This is a genomic window from Nocardia miyunensis NBRC 108239, assembly GCF_001613065.1.
In the GTDB taxonomy this organism is placed as follows: Bacteria; Actinomycetota; Actinomycetes; order Mycobacteriales; family Mycobacteriaceae; genus Nocardia; species Nocardia miyunensis.
Window position 1 is genome coordinate 31,266 of the sequence record NZ_BDBQ01000021.1, and the last position, 21,996, is coordinate 53,261.

The window sequence follows — 21,996 nt, forward strand, 5'->3', positions numbered from 1 at the left end:
GATTTTCGCGGTCCCATCCTTATGGAGCCTTCAAGGGCACTATAGGTGATCTTGCTTGACCTGCGGTTTCTTGATCGGCCAACTTGCGGCCCGAGCACACGTACACACGCTTACCTGCGGAAACGACTGTCGCAGGTTTGTGCCCTCGGCGGGGCACAATATGGATGGGAACAGGACCGACCAGCATCTTCTTGTTGGTTGGCTGGTCATCGAAGCCTATTTCGCCCTGAGCAGCGGCAGGCGCTAGGAGGTCGGCAGCGCGACCTCCTAGTAGAGATCGGCCGTTCTCCACGGTGGCCCTCGCTTCAGGCGACAAGGTGGGAGCCAGCGGCTCGAGCGGGTTTTCACATCTTCAAAACAATTGAGGCAGCGTCGATTTCACAGCTGAATGCAGATCTTGCCCATGTGCTGCCCGCCCTCCTGATGCCGGAATGCGGCGGCGAGACCGTCGAGCGGATACAGCGAATCGATCACCGGCCGCAACCCGATGGTCTCGATCGCCCTGATCATGTCGTGCTGATCGGTACGGCTGCCGACGGCGAGCCCTTTGATGGTCACCTGTTTGGTCAGCGCGGCCCCCACATTCATATCGCCGGAGACACCCGACAACACACCGATCAACGCGATCCGGGCATTCATCCCGCAGGCGTCGATGGACTGGGCGAGGGTTCCCGACCCACCGACCTCGATGACCAGATCGACACCGCGACCGTCCGTGAGTTGTCTTGCCGCGCGGCCCCATTCGGGCACGTCCCGGTAGTTGATGATGTGGTCGGCGCCGAGCTTCCGGAGTCGTTCGAGCTTCTCGTCCGACGACGAGGTCGCGATGACCGTCGCGCCGGCCGCCTTCGCGAATTGCAGGGCGAACAGTGAGACACCGCCGGTCCCTTGGGTCAGGACGACATCGCCGGGCTTCACCATGCCGTCCACGACGACGCCCCGCCAAGCGGTCAGACCTGCGCACGGCAGGGTTGCCGCCTCGGTGAGATCGAGACCCGCAGGGGATCTGGTCAGCCAGGTCTCGGGAACCGAAATCAGTTCGCGCGCATAGCCGTCGACGGTGTCGCCGGGGATCGCGGACGTCGATTCCCGCCGGGCGGGGCCGGTCGACCATTTGGGGTAGAAGGTACTGATCACCGTGTCGCCTTCGGCGACCGTGTCGACGTCGGGACCGACGGCGACGACTTCCCCCGCGGCGTCGGACAACACCACCAGTCCGTCGGCGACGGGGAGCCACCCCTTCGCGACGACATAGTCGTGATAGTTGAGCGAGCACGCCCGCACCCGCACCAGCACTTCGCCGGGTCCCGGTACGGGCTCGGCGCGGTCGGACAGGACCAAGTTGTCGAGGTCGCCGGGCCGGCGGATGGTCATCGCTCTCATTTCTCGCCTCCATAGGTAGCGCTGTTTGCCATAGGGCTCGGCTCGCGGATTATCGATCCGGTTTCACCGGCCGCCGACGCGGTGGTCGGGTTCGCGGTCATAGGTCTTGGTCCGGGTGTAGTCGGGTTGGCTGCCGGGGGTGCGGGTGAGTCCGCCGGCGAGCCAGGTCAGGCGGGGGGACTTTATGTCCGGTGAGGTGCTCGCGAACATGCTGTTCGAGGTGTTCGAAATCCAAGGTGCACGGTTCGGCCGGAACGACAACGGCCGCGACCTGGGAGCCCCAGCGCTCGTGCGGGACACTGATGACGATGGCGTCGTGTACACCGCGGCCGGGCTCGGCATTGCGCTCGGCCACTCCGATCCCGCCGAAACCGGTTTCGGAGGAACCCACGGAATCGGTGATGAAGCGATCCGGGAACAGTTCCAGCAGTTCGTTTCTCACCGACTGCGACAGCAATGCCGCGCCGGAGCCAATCGACGCCAAGGACGACACGTTCGTGGGTGCGGCACGGTAAGCGTCGATCAGCGGCCTAGAGGTATCGCTGCCGTCCGTACTGCGTGAACTCATCGTTCAACGCGCGCTTGGCATCTTCGGTCATGATTCGGAAGTCCGGCACGCTGTCTTCCACTCGCCGACGACCCACCCAGTGGTACACCAGTTCCTGCGTGTGCCATTTGTCCGCTTGAAGCTCCCGCTTGAGCACCTTGTTGGAACCGGTGACCGGCAGCGAGTCCGAGATCCGCAGGAATCGCGGAGTGCCCTTGCTGCCGAGATCGTCCTGGTTGTTCAGGTATTTCGCGAACTTGTCGATGTCGAACAGGACCGGATCGGCAACCTCGATGGCCGCCATCACCTGATCACCCGAACGAGGGTCCGGCACCGCGTACACGCTCGCGGCGATCACGTCGGGGTGACGCCGCAGCACGCGCTCGATCGACAGCGCCGAAATGTTCTCGCCGTCCACCCGGATCCAGTCACCGCGGCGCCCGGCGAAGTAGATGAAACCTGCCTCGTCGAGGTAGCCCAGGTCGCCGGTCCAGTACCAGCCGTTGCGGATGCGGTCGGCGTCGGCCGCATCGTTCTTGTAGTAGCCCTCGAACCTCTTGGTGCCGAGCTTGTCCACGATCTCACCGACGGCGTCGTCCGGGTTGAGGAGTCGGCCGAGCTTATCCAAAACCGCTGGGACGCAATCGATCATGGTTTCGGAGTTGACGATCGCCACACCAGGGTGGGCCGGGCGGCCGAGCGCACCCTCGGGCTGGTCGGGATCCGGCACGACTGCGCCGCCGCCCTCGCTGGAGCCGTAGCCCTCGTACAGATCGGCGCCGAACCGGCGTTTGAAGTAGGCCTGATCCTCCGGCGAGGCCTCGGTGCCGAAGCCGCGGTCGAGCTGGTTGTCGGAGTCGTCCGGCTGTTCCGGGGTGGCCAACAGGTAGCCGAGCGCCTTGCCCACGTAGGTGAAGAACGTCGCGCCGAAGTACCGCACGTCGGGCAGGAATCCGGACGCCGAGAAGCTCGGCGTCAGGCAGACCGTCGCGCCGACGGCCAGCGCCGGTGCCCACAGCGCCATGATGGCGTTGCCGTGGAACAGCGGCATGCAGCAGTAGTCGACGTCCTCGCGGACATGGCCGAACTTCTCGACCGCCGAGTAGGCCATCCAGGCCAGCCGACCCTGGCTGCACTTGACTGCCTTCGACGCACCGGTGGTGCCCGAGGTGAACAGCAGCAGGAGGAGCGACTCGGGGTCGACGCCGTCCGCCGCCACGGGCTCGCCCCGGTGCGGCGCCAGCGCGTCGACGTAGGCCGGGTCGTCGACTACCAGGAAACGGTCGGGCGTCAGGCCGAGGTTCAGACCCGAAAGCCGTTCCCGCCCAGCTGAATCCGTGACGATCAGCTGGCAGTCCGCGTGCCGGACCTCGCCGGCCAGCTCCTCGTTGCCACGGGTCGGGTTGATGCCGACGATCGCCGCCCCCGACAAGGCTGCGGCACCCAGCCAGAATACGAAATCGGGCACGTTGTCCAGCAGCACGCCGATATGGAATGGACCTTCGATCGGGCACGAGTCGCGCAGCTCGATCGCGTATGCGCCGCGGGCAGCGGACTCTCGGACCACCTCGTCCCAGGTCCAGTCCCGATCCCGGGTGCGCAGCCCCAACCGCTCGTCACCGAGGCGATCGAGCAGCAGGGACGCGATGTCTTCTCGTTGAGCGGTTTCGGTCATCAGACGGTCGCGCGGTTCTTCTGATCGATGTACTTCTGCGGCAGGTCCTCCAGGCTCAGTTTGATGACGCTCGTCGGGCTGGTCGAGTAGGCGTCTTCGGCGATGATCAGGCCGTCGGCATCGATCGGCCAGTTGATCACCTGGCGGAACACCAGCAGGTAGTCGCCGTTCGGGTCGTCGACCTCGACGCCGATCGCCTGCGCGGCCGCGCCCGGGTAGATCATCTTCATCCAGCCTTCGGTCATCACCAGATCGTTGTCGACGGCCAGGCGATCGATCTCGAAGACGAGGTGATTGGCGTTGCTGGCCGCGAACGCCTCGTAGTAGGCCCGCACACCCTCGGTGGTCTTGGGACCATTGTCCGCATTGCCGTACCAGAAGTGGTATTCCGGGTGCGGGGCCAGGGTGGCCATCAGGCGATCCACGTCCGGCACGGCTTCGGCCTTCATGTGCTCGAGGACGATGCTCAGTACCTGGCGGTGGCGCTCATCGGTGGTACGCGACAGGCGTTCTTCCAGGGGCTCCCATGATTTGGTGGGGTCGATGATGGGCATGTGGGTACTCCTCGAATCTGTGACCGAACGTACGTTGTTCAGCGTGGTGTGGCCATCATCACGAACCCGACCAGCCCCGGTCATCCGATATGCGTCGGCTGATCCGCGCAAATTGTCCGACAGCTGTCGGATCCATCTACACGGTGCTTGTCGTTGCTGGGCCCATCACGGGACCCGGGGTTCGTCCGCCAGCTCCGCCGACGACAGCGCGATCCGCCGGATTGTCAGGATCAGGGTCGCCGAGAACCGGTCGAGCGGATCGTCCATGTCCCAGCCCAATTGGGACTCGATGTGTGCCAGCCGCGCGGCGACCGTGCTGTGGTGCACATGCAATTCCTCCGCGGTCCGCCGCAGCGAACCGAACAGGCAGAACGCCTCCGCCGTCTCCACCTGCAGCCTGCCGGTGGGGGTCGCCGCGATCTCGTTGATCCGCGTCAGCGCGTGATTGCCCCGCGTGCTCTCCGCCGGCAACTCGGCCAGCAGCTCCAGCGCGCTCAACCTCTCGTAGGCAACGGCGCGCCTGCCGAAGCCGGTCGACGACGCGAACCGCAATGCCCGCAATGCCTGTCCCCAGGACGTCGGTGCGGCGAACACTCCACCGGCGGCACCGAGGCCAACCCACGGTCCCCGGTCGGCACCGTCCGGCATCGGGGCCGGGTAGGCGTTGACGATCGTGTGGTCCAACTCGTCGGACAGCTCGCGCGTGTCGGTTCGGCCCTGGCACAGGAGAGCGGTTGCCGTGCCCAGGTACGCGGTCCGCACCGACACCGCCGACAGGGCGGAGGTGATGACGCGCAACGCTTCCGGCGACGACGGCGCCGACACCGCGAGGACACGGACCTCTCGGGACTCGTCGAGCCCCAGCAGCCTGATCGCCCGGGCCCGGTCCTCGGGCCGTTCCCGGCTCGACAGCACCACCTCGACCAGCGCCGGGTCACCGAAGCTGGGCGGTATCCGGGAGTTGATCGCCCCCAGCGTGTGCCGCACCCGGTCGAGCAGGACACCGTCGAGCGGGTGCGACGAGGTGTCACGCTCGAGCCACACCTCGGGCGCCTGGCCGTTCCAACGGACCCGCACCGGGCACCCGGCCACCGCCTGCGCCGCCTCCAGTACCGCGTCGACACCGGCGGCGTCCAAGTCGTCGAAGAACCGGACCAGGCGCAGCACCGACTCCGGGTCACTGCCCAGCTCGGACAACCGCAACGCGCTCACGCCGCCATTCTGGCAATGAATCGCGGGCAACGGAATCGCGGGTAACGGTCAGAAATTGCAGGACGCTGAACCGCCAGTCCAACACCTGCACGTGATGCCTTCTCCGGGGAAGCGTTCATCTCGATGAGGGCGATGGCACGTATCGGCTGCAAGGGCAGCGCGCCAGTGCTCGCCGGAGCCGTCTCGGTCGGAATACAGATCGGATGCCAGATCGACATGTCCTCCGGCATGACGATCGGTACCGCGCTCAACCTCGGGCTCAACCTCGGAGCCAACGGCAGCCTGACCATCTCGAACCCACCGGCGGTCACCCTCGGAGGCAACGGTGGCGCGAACGCCTGTGTGGCACCGACCATCTCGGCCACTCTGCGGCCCGGCACGATCGCCAGTCGCACCCTCGATACCAAAACCCCTCGCCAGCGCCTACGGCTCTACCCATCTGCGGGAGTTGTATGTGAAAACCGATGGGTGCGGGGGTTATGTCAGCATCCGCGCCTTCGCCTCCGTGCAGGTAGCGACCCCGAACGCCAACGACTCCTACAGCATCTTCGGCGACCCCACGTGGTTGTGAAACGCAAACCACAGGTCGCTCAGCCAGTTGTCCTGCGCCCAGCGATGGTTGAGTTCGGGCGGTAAATCCGTTGCTGTGGATAGTATTTGGTCGTGTGGTCTCAGTTGCTCGGCACGCTGGGTGGGGTGGTGATCGGCGGTGGGATCACCTTTCTCGCTTCTTATGTCAATGAGCGGTCCAAGTACCTTGGCTGCACGTGTGGTTCGGATGCGAGCGGGCGAGGCCGACCTGCACGGGATGTCATTGCAAGAGGGCGTTGTTCAGCTCGGGGAGCTCGACCGTGACCGTATTCAGCGGTGGCAGGAGGTGCAGTTGCTGGGCAGTCCGAAGGCAGTGGCGATCGGTGATGAACTGAACAGGTGCACATGGACTTTGGAGTGGTTCGCGTACGCTCACTGGTGATGCTGATTGGCTGTTGATCGTTCGGGAGGCTTACCAACTGCGCAAGGATTTCAGCATTGCGGCGCGCGAGGATCTCGGTGTCGCCGGGGTGAGTGTCGCGGTTCCGGAGTGGCAGGATGCGTGGACACCGCGTGACCACATGACCGCGGTACAGACAAGGGCTCAACCGCTCCCGCCGGCCCAGCCGTAACAAGATCGAAGAGCCTGTGCTGGACGGCCATCTCCGAGGCTGCCTTCATCTCGCTATAGGTGTCCTGAGCTGGGGTGTTAGCTGACAGCAAACCCTGGAGGATTCGAACCTGCGACACAGGACCTGCGGTTTTCCGGGTCGTGTGTATCGACCTGAGAATTGGAAACATCGTCTGACCTGGGCGAATGACGGTCCCGAAAGCGCCCCCGGCAGGATTCGAACCTGCGGCCTACCCTTTAGGCGATGGTTACGGCCTCTATGTGCCCCCGGCGGGGCACCATAAGGATGGGACCGGGCCTAACCAGCGTTTTTCGTGGGGAACATTGACGGTCGAAGCGGGATTCGGCTATCCGAAGTCGCGTTAGGTACAGGTGAGGAACTTGACCCCGAACCCGCTGTTAAGGGTTCGGGGTTCGCCCGTGTTCACGGCCAGTCACCGGTAGTCCCTAACACTCGCCCTACCTGTGGTTATCCCTCAACGGGTGGCAGAACAGGTCACGGACGATCACGCCCAGTCACGCCGAAAGTTTGGGGAAATTTTGGGATGGGTCAATTCTGATCCGTCGCCCGTCGCCCGTCGCCCGTCGCCCGTCGCCCGGTCGCAGGTTTCGCGCCCCCGGCAGGAAACACAAAACATGGGCAACTGGAAACGCCTGGTAATCATGGGGGCGTACGCCGTCTGAACACTGCAATCCAAACGCCATCGGGGCCGTTGCCGACACGGAAGCGCTGGCTACGGTCCCGATGGAGGCCGGTTCGGTAACTACTGGCTTGGTGGACCTAACGCTGATCAATCCGAACCATCCGGTGGCTGATAGTCCTGAACTTGGGATCAAGCCGATAGGTTCGGGTGGTCGGGCTGGTCGTCTCGATGGTGGTCAGGTTCGGGAGTTGATCGCTAGTCCTGCTCCATCATCTCGTAGAACCCCCAAGATCATTCCCTGACCTGGCGATCTTGGGGGTTCTACCCATTCTGACCTGGCATTTCATTGCCTCAACGCATCCCGCCAGTTCCGACCGAAACCCTTGGATTCCCACCATTCCGGCCGCAAAATGGCACGCAAAATGGCACTGGAATTCCCGTCGCATCGACCACGCGACCGTGCGCCTGGATTCCGACCTGCAGCGAAGATGACACGTGACCTGCGACCCCCCCTCTCCACGGCGAATCGCTCTGCCCGAATGGTTGTCGCACGGCCGCAGGCGGATTCGCAGATCGAACTCAGTCGTACATCGCGTCGATCTCGGCAGCGTATTTCTCTGCGATGACCTTGCGTTTGAGCGACATCTTCGGGGTCAGTTCGTCGCCACCCGGTTCCCAGATCATTGGCAGCACAGTGAACTTCTTGATCTGCTCGACGCGGGCCAGCCGCTCGTTCGCGGTCTCGATGCCAGCATCAACCGCGGTGATCACACCGGGATCCGCGGCCAAGCTGGCAGGTGAGGCATCGGACAGGCCGTGTCGGGCGGCGTAGGCGGTACACGCGTCGGGATCGAGGGTGAGCAACGCCGTCACATACTTGCGGTTGTCGCCGACTGCCATGACCGCACCCACCAGTGGGCAGCTGATCTTCACGGCCCCTTCGATATTCGACGGCGACATGTTCTTGCCCGCCGCATTGATGATGAGTTCTTTCTTACGGTCGACGATGCGCACGTAGCCGTCGGTGTCGATGGTGCCGACATCGCCGGTGTGCATCCAGCCGTCGGCGTCGATGGCCTCGGCGGTCTGGTCCGGGTCATGCCGGTAGCCGCGCATGACGAGGGGCCCGCGGACCAGCAGTTCGCCGTCCTCAGCCAGCTTGACCTCAGTGCCGGGTAGCGCGGTGCCGACGGTGCCGATCCGGATGGCGTCGGGCCGGTTGACCGTGGCGGCCGCGGAGGTCTCGGTCATCCCCCATGCCTCGCAGACCGGAATGCCCAGTCCGTAAAAGAAGAGCAGGGCGTCGGGCGCGATCGGCGAGGCCCCGGTGACCGCGCCGCGCACCCGGTCCATTCCCATCCTGGCGCGCAAGGTGCCCAGGATCAATCGGTCGGCAATCGCGTATTGCGCTGCGAGCACGGTGGGTATCGGTGTGCGTTCGGACTTGCGGCGGGCGACCTCGACGCCAGTGGCGATCGCCCAGTCCACCAGCCTCCGCTTCACCGGATGCTCTTGGGCCACCAGGGATTCGATACCCGCCTTGATCTTGTACCAGATGGCGGGCACAGCCAGCAACAGCGTCGGGCGCACCTGCGGCAGCGTGGTGACCAGCTGCTTCGGGTCGGCAACCGTGGTGACCTGCACGCCCTCGATAAGATTGTTGTAGTGGCAGAAGGCGCGGTTGGCCAGGTGCGCGTCCGGCAGGTAGGACACCACCCGGTCATCCTGGTGGACCTCGAAAAGGGCCGCGATAGCGTCGAATTCGGCCAGGATATTGGCGTGCGTGAGCTCGACGCCCTTGGGCGGTCCGGTGGTGCCGGAGGTGTAGACCAGGGTGAGCAGCGAACTCGCCTCGACCGCCCGCCAGGCGGCATCGAAATCGAAGTCGGGTGCGTCCAGCCGGGCCAGCTCGTCGAGGGTGAGACCGTTCTCGACCGGCCCGTCGACGCACACGAAATGCTCCACCTGCCCGGAGATGTTCGCGACCCGCAGCTTGTCGACGAACTGGGTCTCGGTGATGACGACCCAGTTGCCCGCATTCGCGAACAGATGCGAGATCTGCTCGGCGGTGAAGGTGTTGTAGATCGAGAATGGCGTCGCCCCCGCATGCAGCACGCCGGTATCGGCCAGATGGAACTCCGGCACATTGGTGAGCATGATCGCCACGGTGTCCCCAGCCCTCACGCCGAGCGCCGACAACCCGGTCGCGATCGCGCGGACCCGGTCGGCGTACTGCCGCCAGGTGAAGCTCGGTGTGCCGTCGTGGCCGCGGACCGCGATGCGATCCGGGTGGCGCGCGGCGGTCGCCTGGAAGGCGGCGCACAGACTGGTCGGCCGCTCGGTCAACGGGTACTCCGTTCGTGACAGACGTTGCTGCATTGGATGTTCAGTTGTTCGCGCCGCGAGCACGATCTTCGTAGGCTCGACGGGCGGCGGGATCGATGTCGTCGAGAAACGCGTGTGCCAAACCGAATTGGCGGGCCACGAACTCGTTCACCGCGCCCTGTAGGAACTTCTGCGCACCGACCAGCAGACCCGCGATCCGGGTGACCTCGACCCGCGGGCGAGGGCCGGTGACGAGCCCGGCGATGGCCTCCGCGATGTCCTCGGGCTCGGCGTTCTTCAGGCCCTTGGGTGTGCCCGCGCCGGCGATCAGTTCGGTGTTGGTGAAGGTCGGCAGGGGCGGACGGCCCCGGACGACTGCACGCTCACCTAAGCGAGCAGCCCCTTGGCCACGTGGGTCACCTGGATCTCGTTGGAACCCGCGTAGATCATCAGGGACTTGGCGTCCCGGGCGAGTTGCTCGACCCGGTACTCGGTCATGTAGCCGTTGCCGCCGAAGAGCTGCACGGCGTCCATGGCCACGTCGGTGGCGGCCTCGGAGGAGTAGAGCTTCATGGCCGACGCCTCGGCCAGCGAGGGGGTCTTGCCTGCCCGACCCTGCTCCAGGGCGCTGAACACCATGTTCTGCACATTGATTCGTGCGACCTCCATCTTGGCGAGCTTGAGCTGCACCAGTTGGAAGCGGCCGATCTCCTGGCCCCACAGCTTGCGGTTCTTGGCGTAATCGATACACAGCCGGTGACATTCGTTGATGATGCCCAGCGCCATGAAGGCGACGCCGATCCGCTCGGTGGCGAAACTCGAACGGGCGCTTTCGCGGCCGTCGCCGCCCTTGTGCTCCTCGGTCTCGCCCAGCAGGCGGTCCTTGGACAGGCGCACGTTGTCGAAGAACAGTTCACCGGTGGGCGAGGCGTGCAGGCCCATCTTCTTGAACGGCTTGCCCTGGGGCAGGCCCTCCATACCCTTGTCGAGCACGAAGGTCAGCACCTTGCGGTCACGCTTGTCGACACCGTCGCCCTCGTCGAGCTTGGCGTAGACCACCATGACGTCGGCGAACGGGCCATTGGTGATGAAGGTCTTCTGACCGTTGAGGATGTAGTCCTCGCCGTCGCGGCGGACGTAGGTCTTCATGCCGCCGAACGCGTCCGAGCCCGAGTCCGGTTCGGTGATCGCCCACGCCGCAACCTTTTCCATGGTCACGATGTCCTTGAGCCACCGCTCCTTTTGCGCGAGGGTGCCGCGCGAAATGACGGTGGTCGCGCCCAGGCCGATGGACACGCCCATGGCGGTCACCAGGCCCATGCACACGCCCGACAGCTCGCTGATGAGCACGGCCATCATGGATTCCTGGCCGCCCAGCAGGCTGCTGCCGGACTTCTTGTCCTTCTTCGGCTTCTCCGGCAGCGGCTCACCGGACGCGATCGCGTCGGCCTTGGCGCGCTGCTTGGCCAGCATCTTGTCGATGATCTCGCCGGTCATGGCGTCGATCCCGAACTCGCTGAACAGCTTCCGGATGACCGGGTACGGCTCCATCTCGCCGCTGTCCAGGGCGTCCAGATGCGGGCGGATCTCCTTGTCGATGAAGCTCCGCACCGCGTCACGGATCATCTCATCGGTCTCCGACCATTCGAACATCGTTGTCCTCCTAGGGATCTCAGGGCAGCCGGGCGGCGAGGTCGTCGATCAGCCACGGCCCCTCGGTCTCGATGGTCTTCGCGTCGTGCCAGCCCGCCAGCTCGGAAATCGCGCCGCCCTGCACCGCGAACACCTTGCCGGTGATGTCGCATTTGTCGGAGGCGAGGTAGGCGACCAGCGGGGAGATATTGGCCGGACTGAAGGCGTCGAAACCGCCCTCGGCCGCGGCGTCCTCGGCCGCGGCGGCCATCATCACGCCCATTCCGGGTGTGGCCAGGGTCAGCCGGGTCCGGGCGATCGGCGCGATGGCGTTCACGCGCACGCCGTAGCGGGCCAGTTCGTCGGCGGCGACCAGGGTCAGCGCGGCGATCCCCGCCTTCGCCGCGCCGTAGTTGCCCTGACCGGCGTTCGGCACAGTCACACCCGACGCCGACGCGGTGTTGACCACCGCCGCATTGGGCTGATTGCCCGCCTTGGACTGGTCCTTCCAGTACGCGGCGGCGTGGTGCAGCACCGCGGCGTGCCCCTTGAGGTGCACGGCGACCACCGAATCCCACTGGGACTCGTCCATTCCGGCGATGAACGTATCGCGCAGGATGCCCGCGTTGTTGATCACGACATCCAGCCCGCCGAATTCCGAGATGGCCTGGTCGACAAGCTTCTTCGCACCGTCCCAGGTGGCGATGTTCTCGGTGTTCGCGACCGCTCGCCCTCCTGCGGCGAGGATCTCGTTCACGACCTCCTGCGCGGGACCGATATCTGTGCCCTCACCGGAGTTGCTGCCGTCCAGGTCGTTCACGACCACGGCCGCGCCCTCCCTGGCGAACAGCAGGGCGTGCTCGCGCCCGATACCGCGTCCGGCGCCGGTGATGACGGCGACTTTGCCTTCCAGTGCACCCATGTGCGTTCGGCTCCTGTCGGTGTGTTGAATGTCGTTGGTCAGTCGGCGATCTCGGCGAGACCGTCCTTGAGGACGATGTCCTCGCCGACGCGGGTCTCGAATTGGAAAGTGGTGACACCATTTTCGGCATCGCGCCGCCAGATCGTGGTCTCGAGGTCCTGACCGGGCAGCACCGGCTTAGAGAACCGGACCGCCAGCCGCTTCAAGCGCGAGGTATCCGAGTCGGCCAGTTCGGTGAGCACCGCCCACGACGAGAACGCCATGGTGCACAGGCCGTGCGCGATGATGCCGGGCAGGCCGGCGTCCTTGGCGACGGCGTCGTCCAGATGCAGCGGCACCGGATCGCCGGAAGCCGGTGCGTAACGGAAGGTTTGATCGTCGTCGACGTGCTGGACCACCTTGGCGACCGGGGCCTGCGCCCGCAGCGCCTCATCGAATTTGTGGTCCGAGCCCAGTTCGCCGACGGTCTTGCCATTGCTGGCGTCCTCGCCGCGGAAGAACATGGTGACGTACTGGTGGTTCACCAATTCGCCGTCCTCGCCGCGGCATTCGACGTACACGACCGCGCGGGTGCCATTGGGGAGTCCCTCGTAGCCGACCATCTTCGCCCGCGAGGTCAGCGTCTCCCCCGGCTGGATCAGCCGGTGGAAGTGGAAGTCCTGCTCGCCGTGCAGGCCCCGGCCGAAGATCTCCAGCGGCACCACCTCGACGGCCGGATCGATCATGGAGTCGAACACCGGGACGATGGCGAACACCGGCGAACCGTGGTCGCCGTCGCGGTGCGCCGCGATCGGATCATTCGTCGCCGCGGCGTATTCCGCGATGCGCTCGCGGGTGACCTCGAAACGCTCGTCCTCGGTCCAGACATTCAGACCCTCGTCGTTGAATTCCAGCTCGGCCATGAGTGAACTCCCTTGTCGGCGTGGCGAAATCAGGCGGCGACGGCCAGGCCGTCGAGGGCCTCCAGCGACTTGTCGAGCTGCTTGAGGCCGTCCTTCTCCACCGCCTTGCCCAGTGCGCCCTTGATCAGCGCGCCCTCGAAGTCACCGGACACCGCGACGGTGGAATCGCCCGCGGCATTGGCGGAGATGTCGAAGGTGAATTCGACCTTCACACCGGCCATGCCGGTGCCGCCCAGGGTCAGCTTGTTCGGCGCCTCGACGCCGACGACGGTCCACTCCATCTTGTTGGCCATGCCCAGCATGACGATCTTGGCGACCAGCTTGGAACCCACGGTCAGCGTGGCCGGCGGCTCGTCGATGAAGCACTCATGGATGGAGAACCAGCGGTCCCAGGTCTGCGGGTCGGACACGACGGCCCACAGGGCCTCGGGGGTGGCGTTGACGTCCTTGGTGGCTGCGATGTGGCCCATGAAATTACCTAACTCTCGGGGTTTCCACGCTCCCGGCAGAGCGGGAGCGCGGAGGGGACGATTAGAAGGAGGGTGGTCAGCGATCCGCGCGCTGATAGGCGGTGACGACGGCCGCGCCGCCGAGGCCGATGTTGTGCTGCAGGGCGGCGGTGACGTTGTCGACCTGCCGCTTGTCCGCCTGACCGCGCAACTGCCAGATGAGCTCGGAGCACTGCGCTAAACCTGTTGCGCCCAAAGGGTGCCCCTTGGAGATGAGGCCGCCGGACGGGTTCACGACCCACTTGCCGCCGTAGGTGGTCTGGTTCGTGTCGAGCAGCTTCCCGGCCTCGCCCTCGGCGCACAGGCCCAGGGCCTCGTACAGCAGCAGCTCGTTGGCGGAGAAGCAGTCGTGCAGCTCGATGACCTGGAAGTCCTCCGGGCCGAGACCCGACTGGTCGTAAACCTGCCGTGCGGCAGCGACATTCATGTCGTAACCGATGAGGTTCTTGGCGCTGCCGTCGAAGGTGGAGCCGAAATCGGTGATCATGGTCTGACCGACGATCTCCACCGCCTGGCTCGCCAGGTCGTGCTTGTTCACGAAGTCCTCGCTGGCCAGCACCACCGCGCCGGAACCATCGGAGGTAGGCGAGCATTGCAACTTGGTCAGCGGGTTGTAGATCATCTTCGCGTTCAGGATGTCCTCGAGCGAAAACTCGTCCTGGAACTGCGAATACGGATTGTTCACCGAATGCTTGTGGTTCTTGTAGCCGATCATGGCGAAGTGCTCGACGGTGGTGCCGTACTTCTCCATGTGCTCGCGTCCGGCCGCACCGAACATCCACGGCGCCACCGGGAACAGCACCTCGGAAATCTCCGCGAGCGCGAGAATGTGCTTACCCATGGGGTTTTCGCGATCATCGAAAGTGGTACCAAGCGAGCCGGGCTGCATCTTCTCGAAGCCCAGCGCCAGCGTGCAGTCCGCCAGCCCGCCCCGAATCGCCTGCGCCGCAAGGTAGAGCGCGGTCGAGCCGGTGGAGCAGTTGTTGTTGACATTGACCACCGGGATGCCGGTCATGCCCAGCTCGTAGACCGCGCGCTGGCCGGAGGTGGACTCACCGTAGACGTAGCCGACGTAGGCCTGCTCGACCTCGTGGTAGTCGATCCCGGCATCCGCGAGGGCCTTGGTTCCCGATTCGCGAGCCATGTCCGGGTAGTCCCAGGCGCTGCCGTCTTCGTTCTTGCGCCGCCCCGGCTTCTCGAACTTCGTCATGCCGACGCCGACGACGTAGACCTTGTTCGTCATCGAACTCCTCACGTAGGTGCTGAAACAAACATACGTGTATGTATGTAACTACACAAGCGCGAGATAGTCGATGATCGAAAAATCGAATGAAAGACCAGGTAGAACCAATAACCGCGAGGCATACAGAGCCGCACACAGACGCGAATCAGAGTCGAGTGGCACGCCATAGCGCACTCCGAGCTACCCACCCTCGGGCATACTGGATCGGCCGGGCACCCGCAGCGTCCGGCCGATGGCCGTCAACCGCTCACTCGTCGACGAGCAGCCCCGACAACGCCGGACCGGACGCCGCCCGCATGTGCGCGGACGCTCGTCGCCAGCACCGGCGGGCACGATCGGGATCCGGATCGATGAAGTTCGACACCAGGATGCCGCGCAGGGCATCCATGGCCGTGTAAAGGAAATCGCGAGCGTCCTTGCGGTGCATCTCATCCGGAACGAAGCGCAACACCGCGTTGTTGACGAAGGGTTCCACCCTCTACATCTCCGCTGCCAGTACCGGATCGGTGCGGCCCGCCACCCACAGCTCGACCGTGGCGATGAACAACGGCCCCTGATGCAGCTCCCGGAGATGGTCCAGCACCGCCCCGATGGGATCGCTACCGGCATCGATCCGGCCCATCTCCTGCAGCGCAGCCTCACTGCGCCGCTGTGCCAGATGACTCACCGCCGCCACCACCAGATCGGCCTTCGAACCGAAATGATGCGACTGTGCACCCCGGGTCACCCCCGCCCGTTCGGCCACCCGCGGCGAGGTAGTACCCGCATACCCGTACTCCACCAGGCACTCGACGGTCGCATCCAGCAACCGCACCCGCATCTCACTGCTGCGCTGCTCCTGCGTACGACGCGGCGACTTTCCGGCAATAGTCCTGGACACTCCAGCGATACACTTACATACAGATGTGCATGTTATTCACGCTTGGCGGATCCAAGCCATGGACGGCGCGCCCCCTGCAGATTCGAACCGCCACAACCGCTATCAAAGCCCCACGCATCCCGCTCAGTCCACTCGAAAGCACCTGGCAGCCATGCATTACGCGCTGTTTCGGGCACTGACCGACCTAACCGTCGCGGCATGACGCCAACGACGCTGCCAGCACTCGACAAACCTCATCCAGGAGATGATGAAGAAGGAATCGACCGTTCTGCAGCCGCACTCAACGCCGTCACATCGAAGACCGTCGTTGCGCGGGCACACCAGGCTGATTCACCCGAAGGGCAGACCTCGCGCACCGGAAACACCGGATCCCTCAAGCCGCCGAATCCATTCGAGATGACATCAAAATGACACTCTGCGGCCCAGCGAAGTCGCGCACAACGCCTTGACCAGCAGAAACAGTCAGTCCTTAATCATCCACCCACCGATGAGGAAGGATTCAACCCCAACGGGCCACTCTCGAACCGGCTGAAAGTGGCACCCAAAGTGGCACTTCACAGCCACAAAACGCCCACCGAGCGGCCAAAATGCCTGGTCCTAGCGCATCACTTTTTCATCATCTCGTAGACCCCCAAGGATCGCGCGTGACTTGCGTGAATTGGGGGTATACCCGTATTGACCTGGTGTTATGGCCCCCATCGAGTCTCGTTGATCCTCGCTGTTTCCCATGGATTCCCACCGTTTGGGACGCAAAGTAGCACCCAAAGTGGCACCAGGATTCCCGTCGTTTCCCAACGTCGTACAGCTGTTGGCGCGGCTTATCGGGGATGTTTGGGTGCGGCAGGCGCGTCGCTCGATCGGATTACCGTGGACGGTCAGGCGATGCTGCCGCTGCCGTCGTCGCGCGGGAAACGGGGTGGCGTGCGCTTGCTGCCCGCACTGCCGCTGGCCGGTCGTGGCGCGTTAGGCCCGCGGCTGAAAGCCGTCGTCGTCGCAGGTTGGTGCCCCCGGCAGGATTCGAACCTGCGGCCTGCGCTTTAGGTGATGGTTACGGCCTCTATGTGCCCCCGGCAGGATTCGAACCTGCGGCCTACCCTTTAGGAGAGGGTTGCTCTATCCCCTGAGCTACGGAGGCTGGCCGGTACGGTGTTGGTACCGGGCTCGCGCGAGTCTAACCGATGTGGGGGCAGGGTGGGATTTCGGGACGGGTCAGGGGTGGCGGGGAGTGGGGGCGGTGGATTCTTCGTAGTCGGTGGGGGTGAATTTTCTTGTCTTCCAACGGAAGAGGATCGTGGCGCCGGGCCAGTTGTTGGTGATGCGGCCCGAGGCGTTGCGGTACCAGCTGGAGCAGAAGTTCCAGGGGGTGTCCTTCAGGCGGCGTTGGAGCCAGTCGTCCCAGGACTGTTCGGTCGCCGCGCGGGCGGACAGGTAGTGGCCGGGGCGGGGGGACAGGTACCGGACGATCCGGCGGATGTAGCGGGCCTGGGATTCGAGCATGTAGATGATCGAGCCCGCGCCGACGTTGGTGTTCGGGCCGTACATCAGGAACAGGTTCGGGAAGTCCGGCACCGACATGCCCAGGTAGGCGCGGGCGCCCTCGGGGGACCAGACGTCGGCGAGCTTGCGCCCGGCGCGGCCGTAGATGTTCATGGGGGCGAGGAATTCGGTGCCCTTGAATCCGGTGCCGTAGATGATGACGTCGACCTCGTGTTCGACGCCGTCGGCGGTGCGGATGCCGGTCGGGGTGACCGCTTCGATGGCGGTGGTCTCCACGGTCACGTTCGGCCGGCTCAGCGCCGGGAAGTACTCGTTGGAGAACAGGCCGCGCTTACATCCGGCGGCATAGTCGGGGGTGAGTTTGCGGCGCAGTTCGGGATCCGGAACACCTCGCGCGCGATGACGATCCGCGATCGCGACCACCGGAGCCTTGATGCCCGGGATGTCGGTCAGAGCGAGTGCCATCACCTCGAAGAACAGCCAGATCGCGAACCGCTCCGCCCATCGGCTCGGCGGGAAATAGGTGAACAGCGCGTGGTGGAACGCGGTGTACTCGGTGTCGAACTTCGGCAGCACCCAGGCCGCCGAGCGCTGGAACAGCGTCAGATGCGCGGCCTGCGGCTGGATCGCCGGAATGTATTGGATCGCACTGGCTCCCGTGCCGACGCAGGCCACCCGTTTGCCCGCCAGATCGACGCCGTGATCCCATTGGGCCGAGTGGAACGCCGAGCCGGTGAAGGTGTCGATGCCCGGGATGTTGGGCAGCGCCGGACGGGACAGCTGGCCGACCGCGGGGATCAGCACGTCCGCGGTGAGGGTGCCGCCGTCGGCGGTGCGGACCTGCCAGACGCCTTGCTGCTCATCGAATTCCGCGTCGGTGACCTCGGTGCCGAACCGGATCTTCTCGGGCAGATCATATTTGGTCGCCACCGAACGCATGTAGGCGTGGATGTCGGCCTGCTGCGAAAAGCGCCGTGGCCAATCGGATTTCGGCTCGTACGACCACGAGTACAGCGGTGAGGGCACATCGCAGGCGGCGTTGGGGTAGGTGTTCTCCCGCCATACCCCGCCGAGATCGGCGGCCTTCTCCAGGATCGTGAAATTGTCCAGGCCGTTGCGCTTCAGCTCGAGCGCCATGCCGAGCCCGGCGAATCCGGCTCCGATGATGAGAATGGACGGCGTGCGGGTCATGGCACGAGATTATGTGGTCGGACCTGGTTTTCTAGGGGAACGACGGACATTCGATCAATATTTTCGGCCAATCTGGGCGGGGGTGTCCTCGGTTCACCCGGGCGTTGACCAGGCATTCGGCACCGGTCGGGTGGCGGTGTGCCGAATGTCCAGCCGGGATGCCCACTCGTCGATCTTCGCGGCCGGAACAGATTTGCGCGACGTTCGCCGGGCGAGCATGGCCTCGATGAGCTGCGCATTGCTCGCACGGGCGGGGGTGCTCGTCGCGGTTCGGCCGCGCGCGGGGGCGGACGAATTTCGAAGTTGATCATGATCGACGCGTTTACCCTGCTCCCGGGGTGTGTTGCAGGTTGGTCTGGCTTCAGTCGACTCAATAACGATGACGAGCGGTATCAGCTATCCTCGCGGCAGGTGTGACCTCGTTCACGGGTGAAGGAGTGGCGTTCGGATGTTGAGCACGATGCAGGACGAGCAGTTATCGCTGGCTACGCTGTTGCGGTACGCGCAGAGTTTCCATGGCGATGCGACGATCTCGACGTGGACCGGTGAGGGTGTTCGCACCACGACTTATCGCGAGATGGGCGCCGACGCGGCGCGGCTGGCCAATGCGCTGCGCGCCTTGGGCATCGAGGTGGGCGACCGGGTCGGCACCTTCATGTGGAACAACACCGAGCACATGGTCGTCTACGCGGCCGTCCCCGCGATGGGCGCGGTGCTGCACGCGCTGAACATCCGCCTCTTTCCCGAGCAGTTGGTCTATGTGGCCAATCACGCCGAGGACCAGGTGGTGATCGTCGACGGTTCGCTGCTGCCGATGTTCGCGAAGTATCTGCCGCAGCTGCGTACGGTCCGGCACGTCATCGTCGTCAACGGCGATCCGGCCGAGCTCGCCGCACCCGCGGGCGTCCAGGTGCATTCCTACTCCGAACTCCTTGCCGCGCAACCGGATACGTACGACTACCCGGTCCTGGACGAGCGTTCCCCCGCCGGAATGTGCTACACCTCCGGCACCACCGGGGATCCCAAGGGCGTGGTCTACTCGCACCGGTCCAACTGGCTGCACGCCATGCAGGTGATCTCGCCGAACAGTATGGGATTCAGCGATCAGGATCTCGTGCTGGCCATCGTGCCGCTGTTCCACGCCAACGCCTGGGGTATGCCGTACGCGGCCATGATGACCGGGGCCAGCCTGCTGATGCCCGACCGGTTCCTGCAGCCGGGGCCGCTGCTGGAGATGATGGCCGCGGTCCGGCCGACGTTCGCCGCCGCGGTGCCGACCATCTGGGGTGGCGTGCTGGCCGCGCTCGACGCTCATCCGCAGGACATCTCGCATCTGCGCACGTGCGCGGTCGGCGGTTCGGCGCTGCCGCCGTCGATGATGCGCGCGTTCCAGGAGAAGTACGGCGTGAAGTTGTTGCACGCCTGGGGAATGACCGAGACCTCGCCGCTGGGCAGTATCGCCCATGCGCCGAAAGGCGCCGCGGGCGAAGAGGAATGGGCATATCGTGCCACCCAGGGCCGATTCCCCGCCTCGGTGCAGGCGCGGATCGTCGCCGATGACGGCGGCGTACTGCCCAACGACGGAAAATCCGTGGGCGAGTTGGAGGTTCGCGGCCCGTGGATCGCCGGATCGTATTACTCGCCCGACGGCGGCGAGGTGGATGCGAGCAAATTCGACGACGGCTGGCTGCGCACCGGCGACGTCGGGCACATCAGCCCGAACGGCTATCTGACCCTCGTGGACCGATCCAAGGATGTGATCAAATCCGGCGGCGAGTGGATCTCCTCGGTGGATCTGGAGAATGCGATGATGGGCCATCCCGCGGTCGCGGAGGCCTCGGTGGTCGGGGTTCCCGACGAGAAGTGGGACGAGCGTCCGCTGGTGGCGATCGTGCTGAAGGACGGCGCCACCGCCGAACCGGCCGAACTGCAGGGCTTCCTGGCGGACAAGTTCGCCAAGTGGCAGCTGCCCGAGCACTGGACGTTCATCGATGAGATCCCCAAGACGAGCGTCGGTAAGTTCGACAAGAAGCGTTTGCGTGCCCGGTACGCCGACGGTGACCTGGAAGTCGTTACGTTGTAGGGGATTTCATCTATGACAGTGGGTTTGCTCCGCACTCTGGCGGTGCGGGCATGGACCGAGCTGGAATATCTGCGGCTGTGCGTGGGCAGCGGCGTAGTCGGGATCGACACACCCGCGACGCTGCTGTCCGCGGGCGGCGCACTGCTGAAGTACGGGGTTCTGCCCGCGATACTGAACCTTTCGGCGTCGCGTTACGGCGATCGGACCGCGGTGATCGACGAGCTGGGCGCGCTGAGTTATCGCGAGCTGGACGACCGGTCGAACCGGCTCGCCAATCAGTGGCGCGTGCGCGGGCTGCGCGGCGGCGAGGGTGTGGCGATTCTGGCGCGCAATCATCGCGGAGTGCTGGACGCGGTCTTCGCCGCCGCCAAGTGCGGTACGCGAATCATCTTGCTGAACACCGATTTCAGTGGACCGCAGTTGCAGGCCGTCGCTCGCCGCGAGGGCGTGGATCTGCTGGTGTACGACGAGGAGTACGAGTCGATCCTGGGTTCGCTGAGTCCGCGTCGCGGGGCCTACCGCGCGTGGTCCGATACCCGGGAGGCGAGCGATCTGGAATCGCTCATCGCCGCGGGATCACCCGACGCGCCGCCCGCGCCGGGGACGAATTCGACCATCGTCCTGCTGACCAGCGGCACCACCGGCACGCCCAAGGGTGCGCCGCGGCCGGAACCGCGGTCGCTCGAACCGCTGGGCGCGATCCTGAGCCGGGTGCCCTTCCGCACCCGCGAGGTCATCGAATGCCCTGCGCCCCTGTTCCATACGCTCGGTTTCGCGATGGCGATACTGGCCGTCGGGTTCGGGTCCACGCTGGTGGTTCGGCGACGCTTCGACGCGGCGCGCGTACTCGAGAGTCTGGCCGAGCACCGGGTGACCACGCTCATCGCGGTGCCGATGATGCTGGCCCGGCTGACCGAACTGGATTCGTCGGCGTTCGCGCGAAAGGATCTGTCCGCGTTGCGGATCGTCTTCGTCGCGGGGGCACAGCTGGGCGCGGATCTGTGCCGCCGGGCGACGGCGATCTTCGGGCCGGTCGTGTACAACCTGTACGGGTCCACCGAGATCGCCTACGCGACGGTCGCGACGCCACGGGATCTGGCGGCCGAACCCGGTTGCGTGGGCAAACCGGTGCTGGGCGCGGTGGTGAAGATCCTCGACGATGCCGGGCGGGAACTTCCGCGCGGGGAGACCGGACGCATCTTCGTCGGCAATGCCGTTCAGTTCCAGGGGTATACCGGCGGCGGCGACAAGGAACGCGTGCGCGGGTTGGTGTCCTCGGGGGATGTGGGCCACTTCGATTTCGCGGGAAGGCTTTTCATCGAAGGCCGCGACGACGACATGATCGTCTCCGGCGGCGAGAACGTCTTCCCCGACGAGGTGGAGGAACTCCTCAACTCGCACAGCGCGATTCGCGAGGCCGCGGTCATCGGCGTACCCGACGACGCGTTCGGCGCACGGCTCAAGGCGTTCGTGGTGACCGACGAGGACGCGCAACTCACCGAGGACGAGGTGAAATCCCATGTGCGGGCGAACCTGGCCCGCTACAAGGTCCCCCGCGAGGTGGTCTTCCTCGCGGAGCTGCCGCGCAACCCCACCGGTAAGGTGCTCAAGCGAGTCCTGCAGGGGTTCTAGGCT

17 protein-coding genes, 1 tRNA gene and 2 pseudogenes are annotated in these 21,996 nt (G+C 65.1%); 6 read left to right on the forward strand and 14 right to left on the reverse strand.

Going from position 1 to position 21,996, the window contains the following annotated elements; genetic code table 11:
• Nucleotides 1-378 precede the first annotated feature (378 nt).
• On the reverse strand, nucleotides 379-1,383 hold the full coding sequence (locus NM2_RS09610; RefSeq protein ID WP_067666782.1) for a zinc-dependent alcohol dehydrogenase family protein: 1,005 nt from the start codon (nucleotides 1,381-1,383) through the stop codon (nucleotides 379-381).
• Between the two features lie 97 nt (nucleotides 1,384-1,480).
• Complete coding sequence (locus NM2_RS51465; protein ID WP_245717937.1) at nucleotides 1,481-1,693, reverse strand: AMP-binding enzyme; 213 nt, start codon at nucleotides 1,691-1,693, stop codon at nucleotides 1,481-1,483.
• Between NM2_RS51465 and NM2_RS51470 the strand changes: the two genes are divergently transcribed.
• Nucleotides 1,592-1,945 (forward strand): hypothetical protein, encoded by a 354-nt coding sequence (locus tag NM2_RS51470; RefSeq protein ID WP_245717939.1) that lies wholly within the window; start codon nucleotides 1,592-1,594, stop codon nucleotides 1,943-1,945. The two genes, NM2_RS51465 and NM2_RS51470, sit on opposite strands and share 102 nt — an antisense overlap.
• Here NM2_RS51470 and casI read toward each other — a convergent pair.
• From casI to NM2_RS09630, 3 genes are all read right to left on the reverse strand, one after another.
• A complete protein-coding gene (gene casI, locus NM2_RS09620; RefSeq protein WP_067666786.1) occupies nucleotides 1,914-3,605 on the reverse strand; it encodes a steroid-22-oyl-CoA synthetase in 1,692 nt (563 codons plus the stop codon). The genes NM2_RS51470 and casI overlap by 32 nt on opposite strands.
• Nucleotides 3,605-4,159, reverse strand: coding sequence for a nuclear transport factor 2 family protein (locus NM2_RS09625; protein ID WP_067666788.1), 555 nt, complete (start codon nucleotides 4,157-4,159; stop codon nucleotides 3,605-3,607). Before NM2_RS09625 ends, casI begins: the two co-directional genes overlap by 1 nt.
• A 165-nt stretch (nucleotides 4,160-4,324) precedes the next feature.
• Complete coding sequence (locus tag NM2_RS09630; RefSeq protein WP_067666790.1) at nucleotides 4,325-5,371, reverse strand: PucR family transcriptional regulator; 1,047 nt, start codon at nucleotides 5,369-5,371, stop codon at nucleotides 4,325-4,327.
• Between the two features lie 132 nt (nucleotides 5,372-5,503).
• Between NM2_RS09630 and NM2_RS52930 the strand changes: the two are divergent.
• Both NM2_RS52930 and NM2_RS52555 read left to right on the forward strand, forming a co-directional pair.
• Nucleotides 5,504-5,719, forward strand: a pseudogene (locus tag NM2_RS52930) (MspA family porin); the annotation flags it as partial.
• Complete coding sequence (locus NM2_RS52555) at nucleotides 5,712-5,942, forward strand: MspA family porin (RefSeq protein ID WP_281182425.1); 231 nt, start codon at nucleotides 5,712-5,714, stop codon at nucleotides 5,940-5,942. The pseudogene NM2_RS52930 and the gene NM2_RS52555, both read left to right, overlap by 8 nt.
• A 1,814-nt stretch (nucleotides 5,943-7,756) precedes the next feature.
• Here NM2_RS52555 and NM2_RS09645 read toward each other — a convergent pair.
• The 7 genes and pseudogenes from NM2_RS09645 to NM2_RS09675 form a co-directional block, all read right to left on the reverse strand.
• Complete coding sequence (locus tag NM2_RS09645) at nucleotides 7,757-9,556, reverse strand: AMP-dependent synthetase/ligase (protein WP_067666797.1); 1,800 nt, start codon at nucleotides 9,554-9,556, stop codon at nucleotides 7,757-7,759.
• A gap of 333 nt (nucleotides 9,557-9,889) precedes the next feature.
• Nucleotides 9,890-11,155, reverse strand: a complete 1,266-nt coding sequence (locus tag NM2_RS09650) for an acyl-CoA dehydrogenase family protein (RefSeq protein ID WP_067666799.1) — start codon at nucleotides 11,153-11,155, stop codon at nucleotides 9,890-9,892.
• 19 nt (nucleotides 11,156-11,174) lie between these two features.
• Nucleotides 11,175-12,056, reverse strand: coding sequence for an SDR family oxidoreductase (locus NM2_RS09655; RefSeq protein ID WP_067666801.1), 882 nt, complete (start codon nucleotides 12,054-12,056; stop codon nucleotides 11,175-11,177).
• 38 nt (nucleotides 12,057-12,094) lie between these two features.
• Nucleotides 12,095-12,958, reverse strand: a complete 864-nt coding sequence (locus NM2_RS09660; RefSeq protein ID WP_067666803.1) for a MaoC/PaaZ C-terminal domain-containing protein — start codon at nucleotides 12,956-12,958, stop codon at nucleotides 12,095-12,097.
• A gap of 29 nt (nucleotides 12,959-12,987) precedes the next feature.
• The gene (locus NM2_RS09665; RefSeq protein ID WP_067666805.1) at nucleotides 12,988-13,428 is read right to left on the reverse strand and encodes a type II toxin-antitoxin system Rv0910 family toxin; all 441 of its coding nucleotides are present in this window, start codon (nucleotides 13,426-13,428) and stop codon (nucleotides 12,988-12,990) included.
• 76 nt (nucleotides 13,429-13,504) lie between these two features.
• Nucleotides 13,505-14,710, reverse strand: coding sequence for a lipid-transfer protein (locus NM2_RS09670; RefSeq protein WP_067666807.1), 1,206 nt, complete (start codon nucleotides 14,708-14,710; stop codon nucleotides 13,505-13,507).
• Between the two features lie 247 nt (nucleotides 14,711-14,957).
• Nucleotides 14,958-15,530 (reverse strand): annotated as a pseudogene (locus NM2_RS09675) (TetR/AcrR family transcriptional regulator).
• 258 nt (nucleotides 15,531-15,788) lie between these two features.
• Between NM2_RS09675 and NM2_RS48855 the strand changes: the two are divergent.
• Complete coding sequence (locus NM2_RS48855; protein WP_157120998.1) at nucleotides 15,789-16,001, forward strand: hypothetical protein; 213 nt, start codon at nucleotides 15,789-15,791, stop codon at nucleotides 15,999-16,001.
• Between the two features lie 651 nt (nucleotides 16,002-16,652).
• Here the strand turns inward: NM2_RS48855 and NM2_RS09680 are convergent.
• Together NM2_RS09680 and NM2_RS09685 are read right to left on the reverse strand one after the other, a co-directional pair.
• Nucleotides 16,653-16,725: transfer RNA gene (locus NM2_RS09680), tRNA-Arg, on the reverse strand.
• A gap of 74 nt (nucleotides 16,726-16,799) precedes the next feature.
• Nucleotides 16,800-18,278, reverse strand: coding sequence for a flavin-containing monooxygenase (locus tag NM2_RS09685; RefSeq protein ID WP_067666809.1), 1,479 nt, complete (start codon nucleotides 18,276-18,278; stop codon nucleotides 16,800-16,802).
• A gap of 448 nt (nucleotides 18,279-18,726) precedes the next feature.
• Here NM2_RS09685 and NM2_RS09695 point away from each other — a divergent pair, with 448 nt between their 5' ends.
• A complete protein-coding gene (locus NM2_RS09695) occupies nucleotides 18,727-20,361 on the forward strand; it encodes a long-chain fatty acid--CoA ligase (protein ID WP_067666814.1) in 1,635 nt (544 codons plus the stop codon).
• 12 nt (nucleotides 20,362-20,373) lie between these two features.
• On the forward strand, nucleotides 20,374-21,993 hold the full coding sequence (locus tag NM2_RS09700; protein ID WP_067666815.1) for an acyl-CoA synthetase: 1,620 nt from the start codon (nucleotides 20,374-20,376) through the stop codon (nucleotides 21,991-21,993).
• Nucleotides 21,994-21,996: the final 3 nt, after the last annotated feature.

Excerpts from the sequence above, each read along its gene's own strand:
- NM2_RS09655 (WP_067666801.1), bottom strand. The coding sequence starts at position 12,056 with ATGGGTGCACTGGAAGGCAAAGTCGCCGTCATCACCGGCGCCGGACGC.
- NM2_RS51470 (WP_245717939.1), top strand. The coding sequence starts at position 1,592 with ATGCTGTTCGAGGTGTTCGAAATCCAAGGTGCACGGTTCGGCCGGAAC.
- NM2_RS09650 (WP_067666799.1), bottom strand. The coding sequence starts at position 11,155 with ATGTTCGAATGGTCGGAGACCGATGAGATGATCCGTGACGCGGTGCGG.
- NM2_RS48855 (WP_157120998.1), top strand. The coding sequence starts at position 15,789 with ATGACGCCAACGACGCTGCCAGCACTCGACAAACCTCATCCAGGAGAT.
- NM2_RS09645 (WP_067666797.1), bottom strand. The coding sequence starts at position 9,556 with ATGCAGCAACGTCTGTCACGAACGGAGTACCCGTTGACCGAGCGGCCG.
- NM2_RS09610 (WP_067666782.1), bottom strand. The coding sequence starts at position 1,383 with ATGAGAGCGATGACCATCCGCCGGCCCGGCGACCTCGACAACTTGGTC.
- NM2_RS09670 (WP_067666807.1), bottom strand. The coding sequence starts at position 14,710 with ATGACGAACAAGGTCTACGTCGTCGGCGTCGGCATGACGAAGTTCGAG.
- NM2_RS09700 (WP_067666815.1), top strand. The coding sequence starts at position 20,374 with ATGACAGTGGGTTTGCTCCGCACTCTGGCGGTGCGGGCATGGACCGAG.
- casI (WP_067666786.1), bottom strand. The coding sequence starts at position 3,605 with ATGACCGAAACCGCTCAACGAGAAGACATCGCGTCCCTGCTGCTCGAT.
- NM2_RS09625 (WP_067666788.1), bottom strand. The coding sequence starts at position 4,159 with ATGCCCATCATCGACCCCACCAAATCATGGGAGCCCCTGGAAGAACGC.
- NM2_RS09665 (WP_067666805.1), bottom strand. The coding sequence starts at position 13,428 with ATGGGCCACATCGCAGCCACCAAGGACGTCAACGCCACCCCCGAGGCC.
- NM2_RS09695 (WP_067666814.1), top strand. The coding sequence starts at position 18,727 with ATGTTGAGCACGATGCAGGACGAGCAGTTATCGCTGGCTACGCTGTTG.
- NM2_RS09660 (WP_067666803.1), bottom strand. The coding sequence starts at position 12,958 with ATGGCCGAGCTGGAATTCAACGACGAGGGTCTGAATGTCTGGACCGAG.
- NM2_RS09685 (WP_067666809.1), bottom strand. The coding sequence starts at position 18,278 with ATGACCCGCACGCCGTCCATTCTCATCATCGGAGCCGGATTCGCCGGG.